Raw genomic sequence first — 23,504 nt, forward strand, 5'->3', positions numbered from 1 at the left:
GGTTGGCGTCGTATATGGTGCCGTCGCAGTTTGTGGTGTTGGATGCGTTGCCGTTGAATGCTTCGGGGAAGTTGGATCGGAAGTTGTTGCCGGAGCCGGTGTTCGAGGTTGCGGTGTTCCGGGCTCCCACTACCGAAGCTGAACTACTTGTCGCAAGCGTCTTTTCGGAGATTCTCGGTGTCGAGCACATCGGAGCGGACGACAGCTTCTTCGAGTTGGGTGGCAACTCATTGGTCGCAGCGAGGGTTGCTGCTCGGCTGAGCGCAGCAGTTTCCGTGGAGGTCCCACTGCGACTCATCTTCGCTACTTCGACGGTCAGCGAACTTGCAGAACGAATTGCACTCGGAATTCGGGTGGGCTTCGATGCGAAAACCGATGATGCACTACGAACGCTTCTGCCGCTGAGAACGACAGGGAGCGATGTGCCGTTGTTCTGTGTTCATCCACTCGTTGGACTGGCGTGGCCTTTTGCGCCGTTGGCGGCTGTTGTGGACCGTTCGATTCCGCTTTATGGATTGCAGAGCCCTGTTCTGACTGATGAGGCATTCCAAGGACGATCCCTTGACGATTACGCGGATCGCTACGTGGAAGAGATCACCCGGGTTCAGCAGTCAGGCCCGTACCGAATTCTCGGTTGGTCGCTCGGCGCGATCATTGCTCAAGCGGTTGCGGCGAAGATGGAGGAGCGAGGCGAGATCGTTGAGGCGTTGATCTTGCTGGACGGTTCGCCGGAAACACGCGACGAATCAGAGCACGCTGTCCAGGTGCGCGCTGAGTTGGCTGCAATGGGGATTGTCTTCGGCGAGAACGAAAAGCTCGATGAATTGTCGGTCGAAAGGTCTGCAGAGATCTTGACGGCTGTCGACGGAGAGAGAATCGGACTCGATGCGTCTGCGATCAAGCGGTTGCTCACAAGCATTGCGATTTCGGCGAAGCTGATCAACGCCCATCGGCCGCAGTCGTTCGGGGGGCCGATCACCTTCGTGAGTTCGTTGGATCGTTCGGACGCAAAGCAAGCCGATAAGGTTTGGGGTCCGTACGCGCAAGGAGAACTGACGGATGAATTGGTCGACGTTCACCACCTGGAGATGATGTCTCCTGAAGGCGTTCGCGCTATCGGGCTGATCATTGAGCGTGTGTTGCGCGGTGGCGCCGCTGATTGATCAACCGGCGTATACGAGCCTGGTCGGGTGACGGCCAGGCTCGTATGCTTCGCTCTTCGTGATTGGCCTTGTAGGAGGTCATGTTCACCCGTGACAGCGCACGCTTGTCGATCGGAGTTTGTCGAGCGTGCGATTTCGACCGCTGCGGCTGACCATCTCGACGTCTGGGGTAGCTATGCGCAGGGGATCGGCGTGAATTCCGGATCGAGCGCGGATTTTACGAGGTCCAACGAATGCGCGTCACGAACCAGCCCCGCATGCGAGGCAGTGTTGCCTGGGCATCCATCCTGGACCCAGACGTTGTTTACAACGGAATTGGGGCCTGCGGTAAGGAACGAAGCTTCCGGAGGGGTTGAAATCTGGTCGTGAGCGGTCGCGATTACGGTATATGTAACTCCCGGTTGGGTTTCCGAGCCCGCATTGAGCTCAGTCAACAGCGGTGTCCCTTGAAGTTGTTGAACACCGGCTGGTCCCCAAATCGCCTGAACCAAGAGGTCTCCAGGAAGCCCCATATCTGAGAGTTGTTTGGCGTTTGCTTGCAAGCCGCCGAAGGTCGTTCCGTGGTTGGTAGCGCCGAGGGTGACCAGAGAATGGACGGCGTTTTTCGACGGATCTTCCGGAGTCGAACCACCGTCGAACTTCAGGTACTGGCGAGCGACGACTCCCCCTTGGGAGTGGCCTACGAGATCCACCTGGCCTGCACCCGTATGACGGCGAACTGAATCAACGAAGGTTGCAAGCTCTTTCGCTGAAGTCGCAATGTCCCTGATACCCCATTGGAGAGCGTTGGGATTGAAGATTTCCCGTGCCCCTCCATAATTGAGAGCAAATACGCAGTAGCCGAGATCAGCAAGTTGCGGGGAAAGTTCAGCCCAGGTATCAACCATGTTCGCGGTTGTTCCATGGATGAGAACTACCGGACGAGGATGATCGGCGCTCGGAACGCAATTCCAGTTGTTGGAGCCCGCCGGCGATGGACCCATAGTCGCGAAACCAGGGCTGGGTTCTCGATCATCCGCCAGGGCACTAACTGAGGTGCCAGACAGCAGGAAACACGTTCCCAGTACGACCAGCATGATCCGAATGAACCGCACCGCTGATTCCTCCTATGAAGCTAATCGGTGCCTCGTGCTGGAGTTGAAGCCAGCACGAGGCACTTGAATCAGACGCCCAGAGACTGTGCGATGAATGGCCAGGACTTGTGTAGATCGTCTTGCCAGTATCCCCATGAATGGGTACCTGTTGGTCGGAAATCCACTACTGCCGGAATATTCAGTTCGAAGAGCCGCTTCGCCATGTTGGAGGTACACAGGTTGGTTGCAAGCTCGATCGGACTGCCGACAACGATCTGGTCGAACATCGCAGCGCGGCCGTCCTGGATGCGCGGATTAGCAGGGGTGTCATTGGGGAAACCGGGGAGCCCGCTGCCGGTGCTCATGTAAATCTGTGTGCCACGCAGCTTCTCAGCGTTCACAAGGGGGTCGTGTTCCCGCCAACCGGGGCCGTCGAACGGACCCCACATGTTCTGCACGTCGTCAACGCCGCCGATCCACTCCGTGGTGGTCTTGACGAACTGCTGGCCGAGCGGATCGCTGGTCTGAGCACACCCGCTGAATGCGGCAACGGAGTTGTAAAAACCTGGGTACTCGATCGCCAGGTTGAGCACAGAAGTACCCGACATCGAGATTGCTGCAATCGACTGTTCGCCATTGCTGCCAAGTTGCTTGTTCAGCAACGGGGGGAGCTCCTTACCCAGAAAAGTGCTCCACATGTTCTTACCAAGTTTCGGGTCTTCCTTCTGCCAGTCGGTGTAGTACGACAGGCGTCCACCAACTGGCGTCGCGACGTTGACGTTCTTGTCCTGGAAGAAGTCGACGACATCGGTCTGGTACTCCCAAGTAGCGGAATCTTGTCCACCACCGGCTCCGTTGAGCAAGTACAGGATGGGACGGGGCGCGGAGTCATCGGCAGGAGTGATGACCTGAATTGGAACAACGCGGTCCATCGACGCCGCGTATACATTCACGATCTTTTGGCGATCGTTCACTTGCTCGACTGAGACGACGTAAGAACCACTCGTGACGGGCTCCACCGAATCTCCGCCGCCCTGGTGAGTGACAGGCGACGCAGTTGCGATACCGGCCGGAACCAGAGCGCACACCATCGTCACCGCGGCGACACCGGTAGCGCGCCTCCACATGGACTGCCTTGTACGCGTCAAGTTAGATACCTCTCGTTGCGTGGCACGGGTACATCGATGCTCATCCCTGGTGCCACTTGTTTCTCGAACTGTGAAGTCGGTTTGCGGTCTGTATTCGTTACGACATCGCCGCGGCGCGTCGGTATCCCCGAATTGCTGGGTAGACGAAGACCAGAATCATGCCGATGGACCAGATCAGCGTCTTGACGAGGGGTTCCGCCACAGGACCGCCCAACGACAGCCCTCTCATCGTGTCGATAGCGACGGACATCGGTTGCTCTGCCACCACTGGTTGAAGCCACTTCGGGTAGGCCATCACAGGGACGAATCCGGAATTGAAGAACATCAATAGTGTGCACGAGATGGATACGATTTCGACGAGCGGCAAGTTGTCGGAGACAGTGGCCAGGGCCGTCACCATCATGGCAAAACCGACGCCGAAAATGACGGGCAACGCCAAGATCGCGAAGGCCGCCAGCGGACCTTGATTGAATCGGAACCCCAGCAGATAGCCGACGCCGAGAATCACGATTGACGTGAGAAGAACTCGGACTGCTTCTGCGATCATGCGTCCGACGAGACTCGAGGCGCGATGCGCGGGGAGCGTCCAGAATCGACTCAGCAGTCCGGACGCGCGTTCACCTTTGAGGCCGACGGCGCTCGCAATCGACCCGAACATAGCGCCTACGAGGATGATCAGTGGAACTGTCCCGAAAATACTCGACTGGCCGGTTGCTGCTGTAATCGAATTGCCCAATACGACCCGGAACATGAGCAACATGAATGCTGGGTATATGAGGGCTTGAATGGCCGTCGACGGATCTCGCAGCCAGGTGAGCAGCAGGCGTTTGGCCTGAATCCCACTGTGCACGACCAGCGCCTTGAACGAGTTCTCGGGGAGCGCTTTATCCGGGTAAGGGAAGTTGAACCCCTCGACCGGGCGGACTACAGCCATGAATCGATCTGTCGGTTCGTTCATGACCGCCTCATACTTGCCCAGAACGCGAGTGGCGCGAACACGACGATCAACCCGATAGTCCACGCAACGACGGGAAACAGGACGCTCCAGGTGACTCCGCCTTGTGCAAGATCACGCATGGCGAATGAAAACTGCGATACCGGTTGATTGCGTACAAACGGCCGAATCCACTCGGGAAAGCCGGTCTCGGGCGCAAAACCGCAGGACAACATCCCCAGAATCAACTGTGGCAATGTCAGCGCTTGACTGGTGGCCTGCGGGCTCTTCGACAATGAGCCGATGGCGTCACCAGCGAAGGACAGGCAGGTGCTGAACGCCAGGGCGACAGCGCAGAACAAGACGGCCTGCCCGACTCCGGCTGAGAATCGAAAACCGATCAAGTGGCCGAACGCCAATGCGGCAGCAAGCGAGACTGTTGATCTGACGAACCCACTGGATTGACGGGACAGCAGCGGGATCGGGCCGACGACCGGCATGGTTTTCATCCGGTTGCTGAAGCCGGTGATCGATTCGGTCGAAGACATTTGAGCAGCCGAGATCGATGTGAATGCCATCGCCTGCAGGACAATGATCGGCATCAAGAACTGCGCGTAGTTGATCCCTTGAAGTTGCATGACGAACTTCAAGGGAAGGTAGAACCCGATCGTGAAGATCAGCGGTGCGATGACTGCAACGAGCAGCTCATAGCGCTTGACCATCGATTTGACGGTGCGTGCAGTCAGCACCCACCACTGATTGATCGCTGATGGATGCGGTCGGCGGTGCTTTCCAACGCTTAAAGCCTCGGGGACTGCAATCTTGCTGCGACTTTCCCCGCGGACAGTCACTTGATCGACCCCGAATTTTGTAGTTGTCGTCACGGCGTCTCGCTTACGTGCTGTTCACCTGTGAGTGAAAGAAAGACGTCATCGAGTGACGGGCGACGAAGCGCGATGTCTGCAAGCGGAATCCGTGCGTGGTCCAGACGACGCAGCGCTTCGGAGAGGGTTCCTGCGCCGACAGGTGCGGGGATAGCGATGCGACCGCTTTCTTGTGCCAGATCGAATCTGAAGTCGCGGGGGACCAGATTGCCCAGGGCATGGACCGCATGAGGCAGCTGTTTGAGATCTGCGGGCACAATCTCGCAGAAGCTTGCGCCGGTTCGCGCCTTCAGTTGGTCAGCAGTCCCCTCAGCAATGACTGCGCCTTTGTCGATGACGATGATGTTGTCGCTCAGTAAATCTGCCTCTTCGAGGTACTGAGTTGTCAGGAGCACGGTGATTCCCTGCTCCTTCAGTGACTGGACCAGCGACCAGACGCTCTGCCGACTGCGCGGATCCAAGCCGGTGGTCGGCTCGTCGAGGAAAACGACCTCGGGGCGAACAACCAGGCCACACGCGATATCGATTCGTCGGCGCATACCGCCGGAGTAGTTCCTCACTACTCGAGATCCTGCTTCGACGAGGTCGAATTGAGAGAGCAGGTCGGCAGCGCGCACCTTCGCCGACATTCGGTCGAGACCCATCAACCTGCCGAACAGTTCGATGTTCTCCCGGCCGGTGAGTGAATCGTCCAGGGCGGCGAACTGCCCGGTCATCATGATGGAGCGTCGAACCTCGGGAGCATTGCGCACTACGTCGTAGCCAGCCACCATCGCGCGTCCACTGGTGGGACGAATGAGCGTGGAGAGGACCTTCACCGTCGTCGTCTTGCCTGCGCCGTTGGGACCTAAGATGCCGAGCACTGTCCCACGTGGGGCGGTGAAGTTGATCCCTCGCAGCGCGTGCACGTTCTTGAAGGACTTGTGTACGTCCTCCACTAGTACCGCTGCGTCCGTGGAAAAGGGCATCAACACTCCGCTGTCTGCATTGTCGGAACGGGCACGCGCTCCCGACGGGCGCACAGATGCCTTCTGTCTTCTATCCGTGATCTCCGCTCAGATGTTACCGGAGGGTCAAACCGACACTCGGGCAATCGGACGCGTGAGAGGGAGTATGTGGCTCCTGCCAGCAACTCTCACCTTCGATTTCACCTTGTGGCAAGAATCACAAATATTCTTTGTAACGTAAAGATCTCTTCTAATTGAACGAATGACCAAATAGATTTTCAGCGCATCTGCGCAGGTGGGTATTCGGTTGCGCGGACCGGAGGTCTTTGATTTGACCGGTGACGAAAGTCCCCCGATTCCTTCCGGTTGGTCCCCTGGGCCCGCTGCTCGATGTCTTGTGGAGAGATTCGCGATACCGTTGGGAAATGGCGAACGCGACGTTGTCGGTGGTTGTTCCGGCTTTTAATGAATCTGAATACATCGAAACGTGCATCGAAGCGCTCATTGCTCAAGGTGAATATGTCGACGAAATCATCATCGTTGACAATAATTCCTCGGACAACACTTCCGAGTTGATCAAGAAGTATCAAAGTAGTTGTCCCAAGGTTCGGCTTCTCAAAGAATCCCGCCCCGGGGTGGTGCATGCGAGAAACAAAGGGTTTGACGCGGCGAGTGGAGAAATTATCGGACGTATCGACGCGGATACGATCGTGGGGGAAGACTGGGCCGTTGCGGTTCACGAATTCTTCGAGCGTCGCGACGATTTCTCGGGCGTAACTGGCCTGACTTACCTTTATGAATCTCCGATCGCCGGCCTTCAGCGCCGATGGACGAATTGGCGACTCGGTCGCGGGGCTCAGGGGGCGGTTCGGCCCGTTGTTGCAGTTCCAGGCAGTAACATGGCGATGCGTCGGTCGGCTTGGTTGGCCGTTAGGGGTGCGGTCAGCGATCGAACCGACATTCATGAGGATATCGATCTATCCCTCTGCATGGCGCATGTTCGTTGCGCAGTGGGGCAGATCTCGAGCATGGCCGCAAAGGTTTCGGGTAGACGTGGAGTTAGTTCGCCGCGAGTGTATGCACGATATAATCGAGCATCGAAGAAAACCCTCGAGCATCATGGTGTATCGAATTGGAAGTTAACATTCTTGATTGCAGCAGACAGTATTCTGCATGCAATCTTGTGGCCTCTTTATCGAATTTATGACAAGGATTCCGGACAACTCTCGTCTCGGGTCTTGGGTCGGAGGCAGCGGGCGCGGGATCTTCCCGTCTTTTCTTGATAAATCCGTCCGGTATTTATTCGAGAACGCTCGTGTCTAGCTGAAAAATCGGGAGTGCCCGATAATTGCGGACTATTGCTGGTTCTCGTTCGTTGCGAACTATTTCTTTTATTGCACGGGATTAACTGGCAGAATATTTATCTGCAGCGATTGTTACTTCTGATGTTACTTGTAGCTTTTGGAGCAGGGACGTTATTCCACTGTAGTCCTGCACGAACAGTTCGTTGTGCGGTTCCAATGCGACATCGTCGAGCATCTTCCGTCCTCCAGGTATGGCTTCAATTTCCATGATTGCTCGCCACGCGCCGAAGTCGGTTCCGCTGAAAGCGCGCATGGCGCCCTCGAAGCCTTCCAATAGATAGCTGCGATCTCCACGATCCAGGGAATCCCAGACCAGCACCGCCAGTTCCCCGGCAATCGAGGCATGGCAGTACTCGTCGCGAGCGTGCAACCGGATTGTCGCGCGGTTGATCGACTGAACGCCCGGATCGTCCGAGATCAGGTCGAGGTATGCGGTGATCGACACCTCGGCGACGGTCATGAACGCCAACTGTGTCAGGGCAATCTTGCGAGGCCCCTCGGCTGCGTCGAGGGCTTGCGCCCGGGTGCGGACCGTCAGGACGTCGGGCAATGCCTTGGCCGGCAGCCCCCAGCCCCTGCCTCGACGGGTCGCTGAACTGGCGTTGAAGTGCATGAGCGTGTGATATTGCTCGTCGACCATCGCCTGATTGACCGCCACTGCAGCCCAATCTCCGAGACCGACGTTAAGTCGGTCTTCGGCGAGAACGTCGAAGCCGGGATTGACGACGTACTTCTCGATGTCCATGACGTTCTTGTTGAACGCGATCCATGCCCAGGCTTGCAGGCGTTGCTTCTGCTCGGGGCTCAATGCCAGGTAGATCGGATGCTCCGCGAACGGGAGAAGTGCTTCGGGGTAGTCGGACAACGACGAATCGAAGAGATCGTCCAGTTCCGGCTCCGCCTTCTTCACGGTTGCCCGGCGCGCCCAATTGCTCGCAAGGCGGCGGACGATTGCACTCTCGACCGGATCGGAGGCGTCGTACTCCGGGAGGCTGGGCGGACTCACTCCAGGTCTCATCGTGCCCTACTCTCTGTGCCCTTCGGCGATCTCTCTGTGCCCTTCGGCAATGCGATCGAACAAGCTCTGGCACTCCGCGTTCAATTCGCCTGAGCGATTGTCGAGCGCTGCGTCGGCGGTTTTCATCAGCGTCGTGAAGTCGCCGAGGGTCTCGGCCGCCCTGTCCACCTGTGCGGTGGCATCGAACAGTGCTTTTCGTGTCGCACCTGCGTACGGATTGCCCGCTTGTACGTCCCAGTACACCTCCGGTTCGCCGCCGGCTACACGCGCCAGGAGCGCGAGCAAGGCCCGATGCGGGGGAGGGGCGACCGCGAGGAGTTCGTCCGCGGAAACTCCGAGTTCGGCCAGGGCAACGCCGAAAGCCAGCACCGACGCGTGTGTCAGAACCTGGGTGGCCGCAGCCAACCGGTCGTGACGATCGGCGTCCATCACCGCGACCGACGCTCCCCACGAGCGCACGATGTCGAGGAATCTGTCGGACTGCGGACCGCCGACGTACGGCACTGCGATGACGGCCCGACCGCGTGGCCCGAGCGACGGACGGAACATGGGGTTGAGTCCGAGGAATTCCCCTTCTCGGCCGGCGTCGGCGATTGCTGCGTCCATCCGCGATTTGACCGACAGCGTGTCCACAACGAGAGCGCCGGATGTCCGAAGGCTCGGTAGTGCGGCTAGAGCGACCTGTTCGGGAACCGCGAGCACGATGATGCGTGAGGACTCCACGTGCGCGAGGACTTGCTCACTGGGTTTCGTGATGTCTCCGACGACTACATCTCCGTCGGGATCGATGCCTGCTGGGTCGACGACGGTGACGGTCGACCCCCCGGCGCGAAGCAGTTCGACGAACATGGATCCGACGGCACCCAGCCCGCCGACAACCGTCGCTGTGCCTGATGACGCCGTCATGGCTGGATCTACCCGCCGTACTCGAGGACCCGCGAGGACACCGCGTCGAGCGCACGGAGCAGCGTGGACGCCTTGACCGTGGTCTCGTCGAATTCTTCTTCCGGATCGGACAACGCTGTGATGGCACCGCCGATTCCGAAGGTCACGCCGCTCTCGGTGCAGACCAGCGACCGGATCACGATCGAGAGGTCCGCGGCGCCACCGAGCGCGAAGTACCCGATCGATCCCGAGTAGACCCCACGTGGGCCTGATTCGAGGCGGTCGATGATCTCCATCGTCCGTACCTTCGGGGCGCCGGTCATCGATCCACCGGGGAACGCGGCACGCACACAGTCCACCGCCGACGACCCCGGACTCAGGTGTCCGCGCACCGTCGACACCATTTGGTGAACGGACGAGTACGACTCGATCGCGAACAGCCTCGGAACGTGGACACTTCCCGGAACGCAGACCTTGGTGAGGTCGTTGCGGGTGAGGTCCACGATCATCAGGTTCTCGGCGCGGTCCTTCTCGCTGTCGAGCAGGTCCTGCCGTAGTGCAGCATCACGCGCTCGGGTGACGCCGCGCGGGCGGGTACCTTTGATCGGCTTGGACTCGACGTTGCCGGCCGAGTCGACACGAAGGAACCGCTCAGGCGAGGCCGAGACCACCGAGATGCCGGTGAAGTCGAGAAGTGCGCTGTACGGCGTCGGATTGATCGAGCGCAGATACTCGAACGCCTGCTGTGCATCGATCGTCTCGTCGACGCTCGCCATGTTGGTCAGACACACCTCGTAGGACTCACCCGCCCGGATCTCCGAGAGGGCCGTTCCGATCAACGACAGGTACTGATCGCGATCATGCCGAAGGCGAGCCTGCGTCCAGACGGTGTCGCTGATCAGCGGAACGGGGGTGCGTTCCGGAAGGTCCGCGCCGATCCGCGCCAGGGTGTCGACGGTCGATTCGAGCCAATCGTCATAGCCGGCGTCCCGGACTTTCTCGCGCAACCTCAAAACGTGAGTGCGGCCCGCGGTGTGATCGATGACGACGGCGCGATCGGCAAACACCAGAGCGGCATCAGGAGTGGGTGCCGGATGGACTGCCCTTCCTCCGGTCTGTGCTTTCAGTTCGTAGCCGAGGTAGCCCACGTAGCCGAGGTTGAAGTCGAGTTCCGGATGCGAGGGCACGAAGCGTGTCGAGAGTTGTGCGTCCAAGTAATCGAAGAAAGGAACTCGAATGTGCTCGTCGGACAAGCCTTTTCGGCTGACAGTCAGTACCTCGGCTTGCACGTCGTACGTGATGAACTCGGCCAGCGGCCCCGACGAATCGCCGAGAATCGAAAAGCGCGCACTCGGCTCTGCGGTTGCCGCGCGGTCCAGCCAGAACGCGTTCGGGCCGTCGGCGAACAGTGCTGCATAGGCCGCCGACGGGTCCACTGCAAAATCGAGAGTCACGTCGTCGACGTCGTAGTTGATCGCCGGCCGCAGGTCAGGTGTTTGCGGAACAGGTTCGGGTCGGATCACCGAATCCAGAGTGCGTCCGACGGACAGATCGCGGAAGTTCGCGAGCAAATCTATGCCGAACTCGGTGCTGATGGACTCCGGATGGAACTGAACTCCCCACATCGGCTTGGTCCGGTGCCGGACACCCATGAGCAGACCGTCGGACGTCCACGCGGTACGAACGAAGGCGTTCGGCAGATTCTCGACGGTCAACGAGTGGTAGCGAACAGCTCGGAACGGCGACGGAAGTCCGGCAAAAATGCCCGAGCCGTCGTGATCGATCAGCGAAATTCGGCCGTGCATCGGTACGGGCGCAACCACCACGTCCGCGCCGAACAACTCGCACAGGCCCTGGTGGCCGAGACAGACACCGAGAAGTGGGAGAGGCGCTTCTTCGATGAAACGGCGGCTGATTCCGAAATCACGGTCGCGATCCGGCCGGCCGGGACCTGGGGAGATGACCACGTTGTCGTACGACGCGAGATCGAGGGAATCCCAATCCGCGTCGTTGCGGACCACGGTCGGCACAACCCCGTTGACCTCGGTCAACAGGGTGAACAGGTTGTAGGTGAACGAGTCGTAATTGTCCACCAGAAGGGTGCGGGAACTCATGTCGATGATCCTGATCTCGGTCCGACGGATTCCCGAACAGTGTCCTCCTCCTCAACAGGTGCGTTGATCACCAGGTCTTCGAGTCGACAGGTCTCGGCAATCATCAGCTCGTACAGGGCGTTGAAGAAGTCAGGAGAGAGGTCGTGTCTACGAGCGAATTCACGCGCCCGCTCCTGCACGACGCGCACGCGGCCGGGTTGCATCATCGGAACCTCGCGGGAGCGCTTCCACTCGCCGATGCGCAGGCAGAGTTCCAGCCGCTGCCGCACCGTCTCGAGAAGTAGAGCGTCGATGGCGTCGAGGTCGCGCCGGAAGCTGTCCAATCCCTCGGCCTCGTCCGGATACGACGAGGTCTGCGTGCCTGCTTCGGAACTCGTTGTGGTCAAGAACTCTTCCACGAGGCCTCCCGGTGCTCGGCGTGACGCGAGGTCGACAATGTGGTGCCCGGAACGCAACCCACCTCCGGACACCGGCACCCCGACCGACCATCGCCGTTCGGGGAGGTGTTCCACGATCGTCATTCGCCGAAACCTGCGGTGGTGCCTAATTCTGCGAAACCTGTTTGGCGGGCGAATCAGGTTGCGATGCAGGCGGGTTCGTGAGTGCCTACTTGGGGGAGACCCAGGTGGTGATTTCGGCGTGGACTACTTCCTTGCCGCCCCGGTCGAAGATCGAGATGGGAACGAGAAGTTCCGTGCCACTCTCGATCGCCGCGAAGTCCGGCAAAGTCTCGAGTCGGGCGACCGCCCGCAGGCCGGTCTCGGCCTTGGCGAGGTAGTCGACCTTCATCGACTTGGGGATCCAGCGGTGGGAGTTCGGAACCGTCGCTTCGCTCAGCATGCCCATCGCGACCTCCGCGAGGTTGCAGGCAGCGATCGCGTGAAAAGTGCCGAGATGGTTGTGGACGCCCCACCATTTGGGGGAGCGGACCTCGCAGAGCCCTGGTTCCAACTTGGTCACCCGGGGGAGAACAGAGGCGAAATAGGGCACGCGAATGGACATCGCCGCCGAGAAAACTGCATGTCCGAGGGCGTTGTCCGGCAATTTCTGCCATCCGCGATAGGTAGGGCTGGAGATAGTCATAGGCGTATCTTACTTCTGAGTAAGGTTGTTGTCGCGCAGCTCACTCGGAAAAGGCAGTTCGGGGGAGTTGAGGATTTGGGCCAGGTACGGCATACTGGTCGGGTTGCCTTGTCCGGGACGCGGTCGATTGCGGCCGTGATCGGGTAAGGGTAAGACGTCACAGACGATCGATCGCAGATCCCGTCAGGGTAATCGGGTCAACGACTGTGACCATGCAAGACGAGAAGTAAAGCAGGACGGAAGCAGTACCTACTTTGTGTTCGACATCGAACACGTCCGGTACGCATCACGCGCCAGATAATCGAAAGATTGTCCGGCGCAGGATGAGTGAGAAGGCGACACGCCCGACCGCGTGTACCGGAGAACAATGACAAACGAACAGCGGCAGCAGATCCTGATCTCGATCCGAATCTCGGTACTCCCGAGAACTTGGACTTGGTCCCGATCGCTTCAGTGTTCGTCGTGTCATCGTCCAGGCAAGGACTGTGCAGACGAGGTAGCTCGAGCCTGACCAGGCGGGCTACGAAACGCGGCAAGAAAAGGACACTAAGCGTGGCGGGACAAAAGATCCGCATCAGGCTCAAGGCCTACGACCACGAGGCGATCGACGCGTCAGCGCGCAAGATCGTCGAGACGGTAACCCGTACGGGTGCCCGCGTCGTTGGACCTGTGCCGTTGCCGACCGAGAAGAACGTATATTGCGTCATCCGCTCGCCGCACAAGTACAAGGACTCGCGCGAGCACTTCGAGATGCGTACTCACAAGCGGCTGATCGACATTCTCGACCCGACGCCGAAGACGGTTGACGCGCTCATGCGCATCGACCTTCCGGCCAGTGTCGACGTGAACATTCAGTGACGGCGGAGACAAAAACAATGACTGATACCAAGATCAAGGGAATCCTGGGCACCAAGCTCGGCATGACCCAGGTCTTCGACGAGAACAACCGGGTTGTCCCGGTCACCGTCGTGAAGGCTGGGCCGAACGTCGTAACCCAGATCCGTACCGAAGAGCGTGACGGCTACAGCGCCGTTCAGCTCGCGTTCGGCGCCATCGACCCGCGCAAGGTGAACAAGCCGACTTCCGGCCAGTTCACCAAGGCTGGTGTGACCCCGCGTCGCCACGTAGTGGAGCTCCGCGTTGCGGACACCTCCGACTACGAGGTCGGCCAGGAGCTCACCGCCGAGGTCTTCGAGGACGGCGCATACGTCGACGTCACCGGAACCAGCAAGGGCAAGGGCTTCGCCGGAACCATGAAGCGTCACGGCTTCAAGGGACAGGGCGCGTCGCACGGTACCCAGGCTGTTCACCGCCGCCCGGGCTCCATCGGTGGCTGTGCAACTCCCGGCCGCGTGTTCAAGGGCATGCGCATGTCCGGACGCATGGGTAGCGACCGCATCACGACGCAGAACCTCTCGGTCCACAAGGTGGATGCAGAGAACGGCCTGCTGCTGATCAAGGGTGCGATCCCCGGCCGCAAGGGCGGCCTCGTGATCGTCAAGAGTGCAGTGAAGGGTGGTGCACGGGCATGACCAGCACCGAGACCAAGTTGACCCTGGACGTCAAGGTCGCCGGCGGCAAGACCAACGGCACCGTCGATCTCCCCGCTGAGATCTTCGACGCTCCGGCCAACATCGCGCTTCTCCATCAGGTTGTCGTCGCGCAGCTCGCAGCTGCTCGTCAGGGAACCCACTCCACCAAGACCCGCGGCGACGTCCGCGGCGGTGGCAAGAAGCCGTACCGCCAGAAGGGCACCGGCCGCGCACGCCAGGGCTCGACTCGCGCACCGCAGTTCGTCGGCGGCGGAACCGTTCACGGCCCGCAGCCGCGTGACTACAGCCAGCGCACCCCCAAGAAGATGAAGGCAGCCGCTCTTCGCGGAGCCCTCTCTGACCGCGCACGCAACGAGCGCATCCACGTCATCACCGAACTGGTTGCAGGGCAGACGCCTTCGACCAAGGGCGCAATCGCGTTCCTCGGCGAGATTTCGGATCGCAAGAAGCTGCTGCTCGTCGTGGGTCGCCAGGATGTAGCCGCTTGGAAGAGCGTGCAGAACCTGGAAGGCGTGCATCCCATTGCACCCGACCAGCTCAACACCTACGACGTGCTCAATGCAGACGATGTCGTGTTCAGCGTCGAGGCACTCAACGCGTTCATCCACGGGCCCGCAGAGAGCGCTCAGAACAAGGAGGACGCCAAGTGAGCACCATCGCTGACCCCCGCGACATCCTGCTCGCTCCGGTCATCTCCGAGAAGTCCTACGGACTGATCGAGGAAGGCACCTACACCTTCCTGGTGCACCCGGACTCGAACAAGACGCAGATCAAGATTGCCGTCGAGAAGGTCTTCGGCGTCAAGGTGACCAGCGTCAACACCGCCAACCGTCAGGGCAAGCGTAAGCGGACCCGATTCGGTTACGGCAAGCGCAAGGACACCAAGCGCGCGCTCGTGACCCTGTCCGCTGACAGCAAGCCCATCGAGATCTTCGGAGGACCGGTCGCGTAAGCGCCGGGACTTGACGAGACATAGAGGACGAGAAGACTCATGGCAATCCGTAAGTACAAGCCGACAACACCGGGCCGTCGTGGCTCGAGCGTCTCGGACTTCGCCGAGATCACTCGGTCGACCCCCGAGAAGTCGCTGGTTCGCCCGCTGCACGGTCGCGGTGGACGTAACGCACACGGTCGTATCACCACCCGTCACAAGGGTGGCGGACACAAGCGTGCATACCGACTGATCGATTTCCGTCGCAACGACAAGGACGGCATCCCGGCAAAGGTCGCTCACATCGAGTACGACCCCAACCGCACAGCAAACATCGCACTCCTGCATTACGCAGACGGTGAGAAGCGCTACATCATCGCCCCCAAGGGCCTGGTGCAGGGTTCACCGGTCGAGTCCGGTGCAGGCGCCGACATCAAGCCGGGCAACAACCTGCCGCTGCGCAACATCCCGACTGGTACCACCATCCACGGTGTGGAACTGCGTCCCGGCGGCGGAGCCAAGATGGCTCGTTCCGCAGGCGCCAGCATCCAGCTCCTCGGTAAGGAAGGCAGCTACGCCACGCTGCGTATGCCTTCCGGTGAAATCCGTCGCGTCGACGTGCGCTGCCGCGCATCCGTCGGCGAGGTCGGCAACGCCGAGCAGTCGAACATCAACTGGGGCAAGGCCGGCCGTATGCGTTGGAAGGGCAAGCGCCCGACCGTTCGTGGTGTCGTGATGAACCCGGTCGACCACCCGCACGGTGGCGGCGAGGGCAAGACCTCAGGTGGACGCCACCCGGTCAGCCCGTGGGGTAAGCCTGAAGGCCGTACCCGCAAGAACAAGGCAAGCGACAAGATGATCGTCCGTCGCCGCCGCACCGGCAAGAACAAGCGCTAGGAGGGAGTGAAGGATGCCACGCAGCCTTAAGAAGGGCCCGTTCGTCGATGACCACCTCCTCGCGAAGGTGGATGTACAGAACGAAAAGGGAACCAAGCAGGTCATCAAGACCTGGTCCCGTCGTTCGACAATCATCCCGGACTTCATCGGCCACACGTTTGCAGTTCACGACGGCCGCAAGCACGTCCCCGTGTTCGTTTCCGACTCCATGGTCGGACACAAGCTCGGAGAGTTTGCACCGACCCGCACGTTCAAGGGTCACATCAAGGATGATCGGAAGGCGAAGAGGCGATGAGCAACACCGAAACCGCCAACCCGACTGCCAAGGCTGTAGCGAAGCACGTTCGCGTTACGCCGATGAAGGCACGTCGAGTTGTGGACCTGGTCCGCGGGCGCTCGGTTGAAGACGCCCTGAACATCCTGAAGTTCGCGCCGCAGGCAGCGAGCGAGCCGGTCGCCAAGGTGATCGCCTCCGCAGCAGCCAACGCCGAGAACAACCTCGACCTCGACCCCAGCACGCTTGTCGTTGCTACGGCGTTCGTGGACGAGGGCGCGACCCTCAAGCGGTTCCAGCCGCGTGCACAGGGACGTGCGTTCCGTATTCGCAAGCGCACCAGTCACATCACCGTGATCGTGGAGAGCCTGCCGAAGACCGGAACATCGACCCGTAATCGCCGGAAGGGAAGTGCTCAGTAGTGGGCCAGAAAATCAACCCGCACGGCTTCCGTCTCGGCATCACCACCGACTGGAAGTCTCGCTGGTACGCAGACAAGCAGTACGCGGAGTACGTCAAGGAAGACGTCGCGATCCGTAAGCTCCTCGCCACCGGCATGGAGCGCGCAGGAATCGCGAAGGTCGAAATCGAGCGCACCCGTGACCGTGTTCGCGTGGACATCCACACTGCACGTCCGGGCATCGTCATCGGCCGCCGCGGCGCCGAAGCCGATCGCATCCGCTCCGAGCTCGAGAAGCTGACCGGCAAGCAGGTTCAGCTGAACATCCTCGAGGTCAAGAACGCAGAAGCTGAAGCACAGCTCGTCGCACAGGGTGTGGCCGAGCAGCTCTCGAACCGCGTTGCCTTCCGTCGTGCAATGCGCAAGGCCATCCAGTCGGCCATGCGTCAGCCCAACGTCAAGGGAATCCGCGTTCAGTGCTCCGGTCGTCTCGGCGGCGCCGAGATGTCCCGGTCGGAGTTCTACCGCGAAGGCCGTGTGCCGCTGCACACGCTTCGTGCGGACATCGACTACGGCCTCTACGAGGCCAAGACCACCTTCGGTCGCATCGGCGTCAAGGTCTGGATCTACAAGGGCGACATCGTCGGTGGCAAGCGTGAGCTCGCCGCCAACACGGCCGCACCGGCCGGGGATCGCCCGCGTCGTGAGCGTCCGAGCCGTCCGCGTCGTTCCGGTGCCACCGGTACCACTGCGACCAGCACCGAGGCCGGCCGCGCAGCGACCGCAACCGCCGATGCTCCCGCAACTGAACAGAATCAGGAGGGCTGACGCATGTTGATCCCACGGCGGGTCAAGCACCGCAAGCAGCACCACCCGAGCCGTTCGGGTGCCGCCAAGGGCGGTACCCAGGTGACCTTCGGTGACTACGGCATCCAGGCTCTCGAGCCTGCCTACATCACCAACCGGCAGATCGAGTCCGCTCGTATCGCCATGACTCGGCACATCAAGCGTGGCGGCAAGATCTGGATCAACATCTTCCCGGATCGCCCCCTCACGAAGAAGCCGGCCGAAACCCGAATGGGTTCCGGTAAGGGTTCGCCCGAGTGGTGGATTGCCAACGTCAAGCCCGGACGCGTTCTGTTCGAGATGACATACCCCAACGAGGAGATTGCTCGCGAGGCCCTGCGCCGCGCGATGCACAAGCTCCCGTGCAAGTGCCGGATCGTGACCAGAGAGGAGCAGTTCTGATGGCTACTGGAACCCCAGCAGCAGAGCTCCGCGAGCTCAGTGAAGACGAGCTGGTCACCCGGCTCCGTGAGTCGAAGGAAGAGCTTTTCAACCTTCGTTTCCAGATGGCTACCGGCCAGATGGACAACAACCGACGACTGCGCACCGTTCGTCACGAGATCGCGCGCATCTACACCGTCCTGCGTGAGCGTGAGCTCGGACTCGCTGTGGGTCCGGATGCAGGTGACGCGGCATGAGTGAGGAAAAAGCAGTGAGCACAGAAGAGCGCGCGAGCCGTAAGGTCCGTGTCGGATACGTCGTGTCCGACAAGATGGAAAAGACGATCGTGGTCGAGCTCGAAGACCGCGTCAAGCACAAGCTCTACGGCAAGATCATCCGCCGTACGACCAAGGTGAAGGCGCACGACGAGAACGGCGTTGCCGGCGTCGGCGACCGCGTTCAGCTGATGGAAACCCGTCCGCTGTCCGCGACGAAGCACTGGCGTCTGGTCGAGGTCCTCGAAAAGGCCAAGTAAGCCTGATCGAATCCTCGAGCTGATCGAGTATCACCGAATGGCCCGCTTCCCCTTGGGGGAGTGGGCCATTTGGCTTTCCGGGGGCTTTCGGGGCTTTCCGGGCGAAGGGTTCGAGTTGCGTCGAGTACGGCTGATTTGGTATTCGGTGAACCCTTCCCTACAATAGAACGGTTGCCTGTGGCAGAGGTGTGTCTTCACGTGCGCAGCTCGAACGGTGCTTGCAGTGATCGTCTCCCGACGTCAGTCGGTGGGACTGCAGCTCAGACACGACGCAGGTGGCAACAATGACCGCGCGCACCGGGTCGGTAATCCGTTGCGCACGAAATTCCAGGTCTAGGGAGATCAAGTGATTCAGCAGGAGTCGCGAGTTCGCGTCGCTGATAACACGGGTGCCAAGGAAATCCTTTGCATCCGCGTTCTCGGCGGTTCGTCACGTCGCTACGCCGGGATCGGTGACGTCATCGTCGCCACCGTCAAGGACGCAATCCCCGGTGGAAACATCAAGAAGGGTGAGGTCGTCAAGGCCGTCATCGTTCGCACGACCAAGGAGCGCCGTCGTCCGGACGGTTCCTACATCAAGTTCGACGAGAACGCTGCAGTGCTCATCAAGGCTGACAGTGATCCCCGTGGAACCCGCATCTTCGGACCCGTCGGCCGTGAGCTGCGCGAGAAGAAGTTCATGAAGATCGTTTCGCTTGCCCCGGAGGTGCTGTGATGAAGGTGCACAAGGGTGACACCGTTCTGGTCATCGCCGGCAAGGACAAGGGCGCGAAGGGCAAGGTCATTCAGGCCTACCCCGCGACCGACAAGGTCCTCGTCGAAGGCGTGAACCGAATCAAGAAGCACACCGCGGTTTCCGCGAACGAGCGCGGAGCATCCTCCGGCGGCATCGTTACGCAGGAAGCCCCGATCCACGTTTCCAACGTTGCAGTCGTCGACTCGGACGGAAACCCCACCCGCGTGGGGTACCGCACCGACGAAGAGTCCGGCAAGCGCGTTCGGATTTCCCGGAAGAACGGGAAGGACATCTGACATGACCTCCACCGAAAACAAGGTCCAGCCGCGCCTCAAGGCACGCTACCGCGCTGAGATCAAGGACGCGCTCAACAGCGAGTTCGACTACTCGAACGTCATGCAGATCCCCGGCGTCGTTAAGGTTGTCGTCAACATGGGCGTCGGCGACGCTGCCCGTGACGCCAAGCTGATCAACGGCGCTGTCCATGACCTGTCGCTGATCACGGGCCAGAAGCCCGAGATCCGCAAGGCACGTAAGTCCATCGCGCAGTTCAAGCTCCGCGAAGGTATGCCCATCGGTGCACGCGTCACCCTCCGTGGTGACCGCATGTGGGAGTTCCTGGACCGCCTCGTGTCTGTCGCTCTGCCCCGTATCCGCGACTTCCGCGGTCTCTCGGGCAACCAGTTCGACGGCAACGGCAACTACACGTTCGGCCTCAACGAGCAGTCGATGTTCCACGAGATCGACGTGGACAAGATCGATCGCCCCCGCGGCATGGACATCACCGTCGTGACCACCGCAACCAACAACGAAGAAGGCCGTGCACTGCTCAAGCACCTCGGCTTCCCGTTCAAGGAGAACTGAGCGCATGGCTAAGAAGGCATTGGTCAACAAGGCCAACAAGAAGCCCAAGTTCGCGGTTCGCGCCTACACCCGCTGCCAGCGGTGCGGTCGCCCGCACTCGGTGTTCCGCAAGTTCGGCTTGTGCCGTATCTGCGTTCGCGAGATGGCTCACGCCGGCGAGCTTCCCGGAGTTCGCAAGAGCTCTTGGTGATCTGAGGCCCTCGGGCTTCGTCACACCACGCATGTGAATGGGCGTGGGTTCCTTTGGAACCCACGCCCATTTGTGGTTTTCATCGAGATGTGAATCGTGCCGATCCTGAAAAGAACTGCCCCGCTGCGACTCTGGTTGAAAGCGATCATCGTTCGTCGGTGTCGTTCTTCGGTGCCGAACGAGCAGTTCAGATTTCGGGGTGCGTCGATAGCTTCCCGATCGCATCCTTCGGGCGGCAGTGGGGGAGGCGACATGGGATCCCGGTGGACACTTGCGCCAAAGTTCCCTACACTAGAGCGGTTGCCGTGGCTGACGCATGCGTTCAGCTCGGTGCGGTAACTTACGCCGTCTGACACAAGTCGGACGGCCCAGCCGAATTGCTGGAGGCCCACGATCGGATTCGTCCGGTGTTGCATGGGAACCACAGCGAGAAAGGTGTCGAGGTCGACCTATGACCATGACTGACCCCATCGCAGACTTCTTGACGCGTCTGCGCAACGCCAACACGGCGTACCACGATGAGGTGAAGCTTCCCCACTCGAAGATCAAGGCGAACATCGCCGAGATCCTCAAGCGCGAGGGCTACATCTCCGATTTCCGTACCGAAGACGCAGAGGTCGGCAAGACCCTCATCGTCGATCTGAAGTACGGTCCCAGCCGCGAGCGTAGCCTCGCCGGCGTGCGTCGCGTTTCCAAGCCCGGTCTCCGGGTTTACGCGAAGTCCACCAACCTGCCCAAGGTCCTCGGAGGCCTCGGCGTGGCCATCATCTCCACGTCGTCCGGTCTGCTCACCGATCGCCAGGCGGCCAATCAAGGAGTAGGCGGGGAAGTCCTCGCCTACGTCTGGTAAGGGAGGCCACCACAATGTCGCGTATTGGAAAGATTCCGGTCACCGTCCCCGCGGGCGTTGACGTCACGATCAGCGGCCAGGATGTCACCGTCAAGGGTCCCAAGGGCACCCTCGCGCTGACCATCTCCGAGCCCATCGCAATCGAAAAGGCAGAGGACGGCTCGCTGAGCGTCACGCGCCCCGACGACGAGCGTCGTAGCCGCGCGCTGCACGGTCTGTCGCGGACCCTGGTTGCGAACATCATCACCGGTGTCACCGAGGGTTACACGAAGAAGATGGAGATCCACGGTGTTGGTTACCGTGTGGCACTGAAGGGCAAGGACCTCGAGTTCGCGCTCGGCTTCAGCCACCCGGTGCCGATCGAGGCTCCTGAAGGCATCACCTTCGTCGTCGAGTCGCCCACCCGGTTCTCGGTGTCCGGCATCGACAAGCAGAAGGTCGGGCAGATCTCGGCCAACATCCGTCGTCTCCGTCGTCCGGACCCGTACAAGGGTAAGGGCGTGCGTTACGAGGGTGAGCAGATCCGCCGCAAGGTCGGAAAGACGGGTAAGTGATATGAGCCAGACTGCAAACCAGAAAGCCAAGCGGATTCCGCTGGGCAAGGATGCGTCCACCAAGCGTCGTCTCTCGAAGACGCGTCGTCACTTCCGTCTCCGCAAGAAGGTCTCCGGCACGCCCGAGCGTCCCCGCTTGGTCGTCAACCGGTCCTCGCGCCACATCCACGTCCAGCTCGTGGACGACCTGGCCGGCCACACCCTGGCCTCCGCGTCGACCATCGAAGCAGACGTGCGCGTGGCAGAAGGCGACAAGAAGGCTGCGAGCGCGAAGGTCGGTCAGCTGATCGCCGAGCGCGCCAAGGCTGCCGGCGTGGAAGCAGTTGTCTTCGACCACGGCGGACACGGCTACCACGGTCGCATCGCGGCCCTGGCAGACGCGGCTCGCGAAGGCGGGTTGAAGTTCTGATGACCAACATTTTCAACGGAAGGACAGCCTGATGCCGGGACGTCAAAGGCGTGACGGCGGAAGCGGACCCGCCGGACAGAATGGCCCCAACAGCGGTGACAACAGCAACGCTCGTGGGGACAACCGTGGTGGCGGCCGTGACCGTCGCGACGGTGGCCGTGGCGGAAACGCTGCGGAGAAGTCACAGTTCATCGAGCGCGTTGTCACGATCAACCGCGTTTCCAAGGTCGTCAAGGGTGGTCGTCGCTTCAGCTTCACCGCTCTGGTGATCGTCGGAGACGGCAACGGACTGGTCGGCGTCGGCTACGGAAAGGCCAAGGAAGTTCCCGCGGCCATCCAGAAGGGTGTCGAGGAGGCTCGCAAGAGCTTCTTCCGCGTCCCGATGATCGCCAACACCATCACTCACCCCGTTCAGGGTGAGGCTGCTGCCGGCATCGTCATGCTTCGCCCGGCAAGCCCCGGTACCGGTGTTATCGCCGGTGGCGCTGTGCGCGCCGTGCTGGAGTGCGCTGGTATCGCGGACATCCTGTCGAAGTCGCTCGGTAGCGACAACGCCATCAACGTCGTGCATGCGACCGTTGCTGCGCTCAAGGGTCTGCAGCGTCCCGAGGAAGTTGCGGCTCGCCGCGGCCTCACCCTCGAAGAGGTTGCACCCGCCGGCATGCTTCGCGCTCGCGCACAGGCTGCTGGGAGTGTGAAGTAATGGCAGATCTCAAGGTCACTCAGATCAAGAGCATCATCGGGACCAAGCAGAACCAGAAGGATTCTCTGCGCACGCTGGGTCTCAAGGGCATCCGTCAGACCGTTGTTCGTGAGGACAACGCACAGAACCGCGGTCTGATCAACGTGGTGCGCCACCTCGTAACAGTTGAGGAGGTCTAACCATGACCATCAAACTGCACCACCTGCGCCCCGCTCCGGGATCCAAGTCCAACAAGATTCGTGTTGGACGCGGTGAGGGCGGCAAGCGTGGTAAGACCGCAGGTCGCGGTACCAAGGGCACCAAGGCACGTAACACCGTGCGCGTGGGCTTCGAGGGTGGACAGATGCCGCTTCACATGCGTCTGCCCAAGCTCAAGGGCTTCACGAACCCGTTCCGCGTCGAGTACCAGGTCGTCAATGTCGGCGACATCGCCCGTCTGTTCCCCGAAGGTGGAGCAATCACGGTCGAGGATCTCGTCGCCAAGGGCGCAGTCCGCAAGAACCAGCTCGTCAAGGTTCTGGGCGACGGCGAACTGACAGTTGCCGTTCAGGTGACCGTCGACAAGTTCACCGGTTCCGCCAAGGAAAAGATTGCTGCTGCCGGTGGTTCCGCCACCGAGCTGTGAGTGATCACGCGTAGCTAGTCCGATGGCCGCAGCGCAGCGTTTGCTGCGGTGCGGCCATCGGCGTCTACGAGGTCGTGTCACAGGTACGAGGTCGTGTCACAGATTGGTCGTGCATGCTCGGACGGGCCAGTATTCTGGTCACC

33 protein-coding genes are annotated in these 23,504 nt (G+C 60.7%); 23 read left to right on the top strand and 10 right to left on the bottom strand.

All coding sequences use genetic code 11. The features are described 5' to 3' along the window. Positions 1–1,163 (top strand): thioesterase domain-containing protein (locus tag G9U53_RS00005; RefSeq protein ID WP_242692382.1); only part of this gene is annotated, 1,163 nt, incomplete at its 5' end. Between the two features lie 173 nt (positions 1,164–1,336). Here G9U53_RS00005 and G9U53_RS00010 read toward each other — a convergent pair. From G9U53_RS00010 to G9U53_RS00030, 5 genes are all read right to left on the bottom strand, one after another. After that, on the bottom strand, positions 1,337–2,257 hold the full coding sequence (locus tag G9U53_RS00010) for an alpha/beta fold hydrolase (RefSeq protein WP_058039004.1): 921 nt from the start codon (positions 2,255–2,257) through the stop codon (positions 1,337–1,339). A gap of 68 nt (positions 2,258–2,325) precedes the next feature. Continuing rightward, positions 2,326–3,363 carry an alpha/beta hydrolase family protein gene (locus G9U53_RS00015; protein ID WP_058039005.1) on the bottom strand — a complete coding sequence of 346 codons (1,038 nt, stop codon included), beginning with the start codon at positions 3,361–3,363 and terminating at the stop codon, positions 2,326–2,328. A 118-nt stretch (positions 3,364–3,481) separates the two neighbouring features. After that, positions 3,482–4,342, bottom strand: coding sequence for an ABC transporter permease (locus G9U53_RS00020; RefSeq protein WP_058039006.1), 861 nt, complete (start codon positions 4,340–4,342; stop codon positions 3,482–3,484). After that, entirely contained in the window at positions 4,339–5,202 is an 864-nt protein-coding gene (locus tag G9U53_RS00025; protein WP_054781949.1) for an ABC transporter permease, read from the bottom strand. The genes G9U53_RS00020 and G9U53_RS00025 overlap by 4 nt, the downstream gene beginning before the upstream one ends. Continuing rightward, the gene (locus tag G9U53_RS00030; RefSeq protein ID WP_020969036.1) at positions 5,199–6,170 is read right to left on the bottom strand and encodes a daunorubicin resistance protein DrrA family ABC transporter ATP-binding protein; all 972 of its coding nucleotides are present in this window, start codon (positions 6,168–6,170) and stop codon (positions 5,199–5,201) included. The genes G9U53_RS00025 and G9U53_RS00030 overlap by 4 nt, the downstream gene beginning before the upstream one ends. A gap of 404 nt (positions 6,171–6,574) precedes the next feature. Here G9U53_RS00030 and G9U53_RS00035 point away from each other — a divergent pair, with 404 nt between their 5' ends. Next, the gene (locus tag G9U53_RS00035) at positions 6,575–7,432 is read left to right on the top strand and encodes a glycosyltransferase family 2 protein (protein WP_058039007.1); all 858 of its coding nucleotides are present in this window, start codon (positions 6,575–6,577) and stop codon (positions 7,430–7,432) included. Between the two features lie 121 nt (positions 7,433–7,553). Here the strand turns inward: G9U53_RS00035 and G9U53_RS00040 are convergent, their stop codons facing one another. The 5 genes from G9U53_RS00040 to G9U53_RS00060 all read right to left on the bottom strand — a co-directional run bounded on the left by G9U53_RS00040 (position 7,554) and on the right by G9U53_RS00060 (position 12,613). Continuing rightward, a complete protein-coding gene (locus G9U53_RS00040; RefSeq protein ID WP_165638181.1) occupies positions 7,554–8,531 on the bottom strand; it encodes a diiron oxygenase in 978 nt (325 codons plus the stop codon). A 6-nt stretch (positions 8,532–8,537) separates the two neighbouring features. Next, on the bottom strand, positions 8,538–9,437 hold the full coding sequence (locus G9U53_RS00045; RefSeq protein ID WP_165638182.1) for a prephenate dehydrogenase dimerization domain-containing protein: 900 nt from the start codon (positions 9,435–9,437) through the stop codon (positions 8,538–8,540). Between the two features lie 8 nt (positions 9,438–9,445). Next, positions 9,446–11,530 (bottom strand): aminodeoxychorismate synthase component I, encoded by a 2,085-nt coding sequence (pabB, locus tag G9U53_RS00050; protein WP_007728560.1) that lies wholly within the window; start codon positions 11,528–11,530, stop codon positions 9,446–9,448. Next, positions 11,527–12,051, bottom strand: a complete 525-nt coding sequence (locus G9U53_RS00055) for a chorismate mutase family protein (protein WP_042922406.1) — start codon at positions 12,049–12,051, stop codon at positions 11,527–11,529. The genes pabB and G9U53_RS00055 overlap by 4 nt, the downstream gene beginning before the upstream one ends. Before the next feature lie 85 nt (positions 12,052–12,136). After that, positions 12,137–12,613, bottom strand: a complete 477-nt coding sequence (locus G9U53_RS00060) for a hotdog fold domain-containing protein (protein WP_058226394.1) — start codon at positions 12,611–12,613, stop codon at positions 12,137–12,139. Positions 12,614–13,165: 552 nt separating this feature from the next. On the opposite strand from G9U53_RS00060, the gene rpsJ reads away from it, so the two are divergent. The 21 genes from rpsJ (at position 13,166) to rplO (ending at position 23,361) form a co-directional block, all read left to right on the top strand. Then, the gene (rpsJ, locus tag G9U53_RS00065; protein ID WP_003938093.1) at positions 13,166–13,471 is read left to right on the top strand and encodes a 30S ribosomal protein S10; all 306 of its coding nucleotides are present in this window, start codon (positions 13,166–13,168) and stop codon (positions 13,469–13,471) included. 17 nt (positions 13,472–13,488) lie between these two features. Next, a complete protein-coding gene (gene rplC / locus G9U53_RS00070) occupies positions 13,489–14,145 on the top strand; it encodes a 50S ribosomal protein L3 (protein WP_003940826.1) in 657 nt (218 codons plus the stop codon). Further along, positions 14,142–14,816: a 50S ribosomal protein L4 gene (gene rplD, locus G9U53_RS00075; RefSeq protein ID WP_003940723.1), complete on the top strand. Its 675-nt coding sequence runs from the start codon at positions 14,142–14,144 to the stop codon at positions 14,814–14,816. The genes rplC and rplD overlap by 4 nt, the downstream gene beginning before the upstream one ends. After that, positions 14,813–15,118: a 50S ribosomal protein L23 gene (rplW, locus tag G9U53_RS00080; protein WP_003940990.1), complete on the top strand. Its 306-nt coding sequence runs from the start codon at positions 14,813–14,815 to the stop codon at positions 15,116–15,118. The genes rplD and rplW overlap by 4 nt, the downstream gene beginning before the upstream one ends. A gap of 39 nt (positions 15,119–15,157) precedes the next feature. Further along, positions 15,158–15,994 (top strand): 50S ribosomal protein L2, encoded by an 837-nt coding sequence (gene rplB, locus G9U53_RS00085; RefSeq protein WP_003940895.1) that lies wholly within the window; start codon positions 15,158–15,160, stop codon positions 15,992–15,994. Positions 15,995–16,007: 13 nt separating this feature from the next. Further along, the gene (gene rpsS / locus G9U53_RS00090) at positions 16,008–16,289 is read left to right on the top strand and encodes a 30S ribosomal protein S19 (RefSeq protein WP_003940820.1); all 282 of its coding nucleotides are present in this window, start codon (positions 16,008–16,010) and stop codon (positions 16,287–16,289) included. Beyond that, positions 16,286–16,690, top strand: coding sequence for a 50S ribosomal protein L22 (gene rplV / locus G9U53_RS00095; RefSeq protein WP_003940717.1), 405 nt, complete (start codon positions 16,286–16,288; stop codon positions 16,688–16,690). The genes rpsS and rplV overlap by 4 nt, the downstream gene beginning before the upstream one ends. After that, a complete protein-coding gene (gene rpsC / locus G9U53_RS00100; RefSeq protein ID WP_003941003.1) occupies positions 16,690–17,496 on the top strand; it encodes a 30S ribosomal protein S3 in 807 nt (268 codons plus the stop codon). Before rplV ends, rpsC begins: the two co-directional genes overlap by 1 nt. 3 nt (positions 17,497–17,499) lie before the next feature. Continuing rightward, positions 17,500–17,916 carry a 50S ribosomal protein L16 gene (rplP, locus tag G9U53_RS00105; RefSeq protein WP_003940899.1) on the top strand — a complete coding sequence of 139 codons (417 nt, stop codon included), beginning with the start codon at positions 17,500–17,502 and terminating at the stop codon, positions 17,914–17,916. Then, positions 17,916–18,152 (top strand): 50S ribosomal protein L29, encoded by a 237-nt coding sequence (gene rpmC, locus G9U53_RS00110; protein WP_003940734.1) that lies wholly within the window; start codon positions 17,916–17,918, stop codon positions 18,150–18,152. The genes rplP and rpmC overlap by 1 nt, the downstream gene beginning before the upstream one ends. Beyond that, on the top strand, positions 18,149–18,430 hold the full coding sequence (gene rpsQ / locus G9U53_RS00115) for a 30S ribosomal protein S17 (RefSeq protein WP_003941020.1): 282 nt from the start codon (positions 18,149–18,151) through the stop codon (positions 18,428–18,430). The genes rpmC and rpsQ overlap by 4 nt, the downstream gene beginning before the upstream one ends. 346 nt (positions 18,431–18,776) lie before the next feature. Next, a complete protein-coding gene (gene rplN, locus G9U53_RS00120; protein ID WP_003940951.1) occupies positions 18,777–19,145 on the top strand; it encodes a 50S ribosomal protein L14 in 369 nt (122 codons plus the stop codon). Then, positions 19,145–19,462, top strand: a complete 318-nt coding sequence (rplX, locus tag G9U53_RS00125; protein ID WP_003941019.1) for a 50S ribosomal protein L24 — start codon at positions 19,145–19,147, stop codon at positions 19,460–19,462. Before rplN ends, rplX begins: the two co-directional genes overlap by 1 nt. A 1-nt stretch (position 19,463) precedes the next feature. Then, positions 19,464–20,030: a 50S ribosomal protein L5 gene (rplE, locus tag G9U53_RS00130; RefSeq protein WP_003940924.1), complete on the top strand. Its 567-nt coding sequence runs from the start codon at positions 19,464–19,466 to the stop codon at positions 20,028–20,030. 4 nt (positions 20,031–20,034) lie between these two features. Then, on the top strand, positions 20,035–20,220 hold the full coding sequence (locus G9U53_RS00135; protein ID WP_003940698.1) for a type Z 30S ribosomal protein S14: 186 nt from the start codon (positions 20,035–20,037) through the stop codon (positions 20,218–20,220). 451 nt (positions 20,221–20,671) lie between these two features. After that, positions 20,672–21,070 (top strand): 30S ribosomal protein S8, encoded by a 399-nt coding sequence (gene rpsH / locus G9U53_RS00140; RefSeq protein WP_003940873.1) that lies wholly within the window; start codon positions 20,672–20,674, stop codon positions 21,068–21,070. Between the two features lie 14 nt (positions 21,071–21,084). Continuing rightward, a complete protein-coding gene (gene rplF / locus G9U53_RS00145) occupies positions 21,085–21,624 on the top strand; it encodes a 50S ribosomal protein L6 (RefSeq protein ID WP_003940970.1) in 540 nt (179 codons plus the stop codon). 1 nt (position 21,625) lies between these two features. Next, entirely contained in the window at positions 21,626–22,033 is a 408-nt protein-coding gene (gene rplR / locus G9U53_RS00150; RefSeq protein ID WP_003940996.1) for a 50S ribosomal protein L18, read from the top strand. Positions 22,034–22,064: 31 nt separating this feature from the next. Beyond that, entirely contained in the window at positions 22,065–22,736 is a 672-nt protein-coding gene (rpsE, locus tag G9U53_RS00155) for a 30S ribosomal protein S5 (protein WP_003940718.1), read from the top strand. Next, complete coding sequence (rpmD, locus tag G9U53_RS00160; RefSeq protein WP_003940751.1) at positions 22,736–22,915, top strand: 50S ribosomal protein L30; 180 nt, start codon at positions 22,736–22,738, stop codon at positions 22,913–22,915. Before rpsE ends, rpmD begins: the two co-directional genes overlap by 1 nt. A 2-nt stretch (positions 22,916–22,917) precedes the next feature. Next, a complete protein-coding gene (gene rplO, locus G9U53_RS00165; RefSeq protein ID WP_003940829.1) occupies positions 22,918–23,361 on the top strand; it encodes a 50S ribosomal protein L15 in 444 nt (147 codons plus the stop codon). Positions 23,362–23,504 lie beyond the last annotated feature (143 nt).

The sequence above is a fragment of the Rhodococcus sp. D-46 genome (assembly GCF_011290655.1).
GTDB classification, from domain to species: Bacteria; Actinomycetota; Actinomycetes; order Mycobacteriales; family Mycobacteriaceae; genus Rhodococcus_F; species Rhodococcus_F qingshengii.

Coding starts and splice junctions, on each gene's coding strand:
- G9U53_RS00015 (WP_058039005.1), bottom strand. CDS start 3,363: ATGTGGAGGCGCGCTACCGGTGTCGCCGCGGTGACGATGGTGTGCGCT.
- G9U53_RS00020 (WP_058039006.1), bottom strand. CDS start 4,342: ATGAACGAACCGACAGATCGATTCATGGCTGTAGTCCGCCCGGTCGAG.
- G9U53_RS00030 (WP_020969036.1), bottom strand. CDS start 6,170: ATGCCCTTTTCCACGGACGCAGCGGTACTAGTGGAGGACGTACACAAG.
- G9U53_RS00035 (WP_058039007.1), top strand. CDS start 6,575: ATGGCGAACGCGACGTTGTCGGTGGTTGTTCCGGCTTTTAATGAATCT.
- G9U53_RS00040 (WP_165638181.1), bottom strand. CDS start 8,531: ATGAGACCTGGAGTGAGTCCGCCCAGCCTCCCGGAGTACGACGCCTCC.
- G9U53_RS00045 (WP_165638182.1), bottom strand. CDS start 9,437: ATGACGGCGTCATCAGGCACAGCGACGGTTGTCGGCGGGCTGGGTGCC.
- pabB (WP_007728560.1), bottom strand. CDS start 11,530: ATGAGTTCCCGCACCCTTCTGGTGGACAATTACGACTCGTTCACCTAC.
- G9U53_RS00055 (WP_042922406.1), bottom strand. CDS start 12,051: ATGACGATCGTGGAACACCTCCCCGAACGGCGATGGTCGGTCGGGGTG.
- G9U53_RS00060 (WP_058226394.1), bottom strand. CDS start 12,613: ATGACTATCTCCAGCCCTACCTATCGCGGATGGCAGAAATTGCCGGAC.
- rplC (WP_003940826.1), top strand. CDS start 13,489: ATGACTGATACCAAGATCAAGGGAATCCTGGGCACCAAGCTCGGCATG.
- rplD (WP_003940723.1), top strand. CDS start 14,142: ATGACCAGCACCGAGACCAAGTTGACCCTGGACGTCAAGGTCGCCGGC.
- rplB (WP_003940895.1), top strand. CDS start 15,158: ATGGCAATCCGTAAGTACAAGCCGACAACACCGGGCCGTCGTGGCTCG.
- rpsS (WP_003940820.1), top strand. CDS start 16,008: ATGCCACGCAGCCTTAAGAAGGGCCCGTTCGTCGATGACCACCTCCTC.
- rplV (WP_003940717.1), top strand. CDS start 16,286: ATGAGCAACACCGAAACCGCCAACCCGACTGCCAAGGCTGTAGCGAAG.
- rplP (WP_003940899.1), top strand. CDS start 17,500: ATGTTGATCCCACGGCGGGTCAAGCACCGCAAGCAGCACCACCCGAGC.
- rpmC (WP_003940734.1), top strand. CDS start 17,916: ATGGCTACTGGAACCCCAGCAGCAGAGCTCCGCGAGCTCAGTGAAGAC.
- rpsQ (WP_003941020.1), top strand. CDS start 18,149: ATGAGTGAGGAAAAAGCAGTGAGCACAGAAGAGCGCGCGAGCCGTAAG.
- rplX (WP_003941019.1), top strand. CDS start 19,145: ATGAAGGTGCACAAGGGTGACACCGTTCTGGTCATCGCCGGCAAGGAC.
- rplE (WP_003940924.1), top strand. CDS start 19,464: ATGACCTCCACCGAAAACAAGGTCCAGCCGCGCCTCAAGGCACGCTAC.
- G9U53_RS00135 (WP_003940698.1), top strand. CDS start 20,035: ATGGCTAAGAAGGCATTGGTCAACAAGGCCAACAAGAAGCCCAAGTTC.
- rpsH (WP_003940873.1), top strand. CDS start 20,672: ATGACCATGACTGACCCCATCGCAGACTTCTTGACGCGTCTGCGCAAC.
- rplF (WP_003940970.1), top strand. CDS start 21,085: ATGTCGCGTATTGGAAAGATTCCGGTCACCGTCCCCGCGGGCGTTGAC.
- rplR (WP_003940996.1), top strand. CDS start 21,626: ATGAGCCAGACTGCAAACCAGAAAGCCAAGCGGATTCCGCTGGGCAAG.
- rpsE (WP_003940718.1), top strand. CDS start 22,065: ATGCCGGGACGTCAAAGGCGTGACGGCGGAAGCGGACCCGCCGGACAG.
- rpmD (WP_003940751.1), top strand. CDS start 22,736: ATGGCAGATCTCAAGGTCACTCAGATCAAGAGCATCATCGGGACCAAG.
- rplO (WP_003940829.1), top strand. CDS start 22,918: ATGACCATCAAACTGCACCACCTGCGCCCCGCTCCGGGATCCAAGTCC.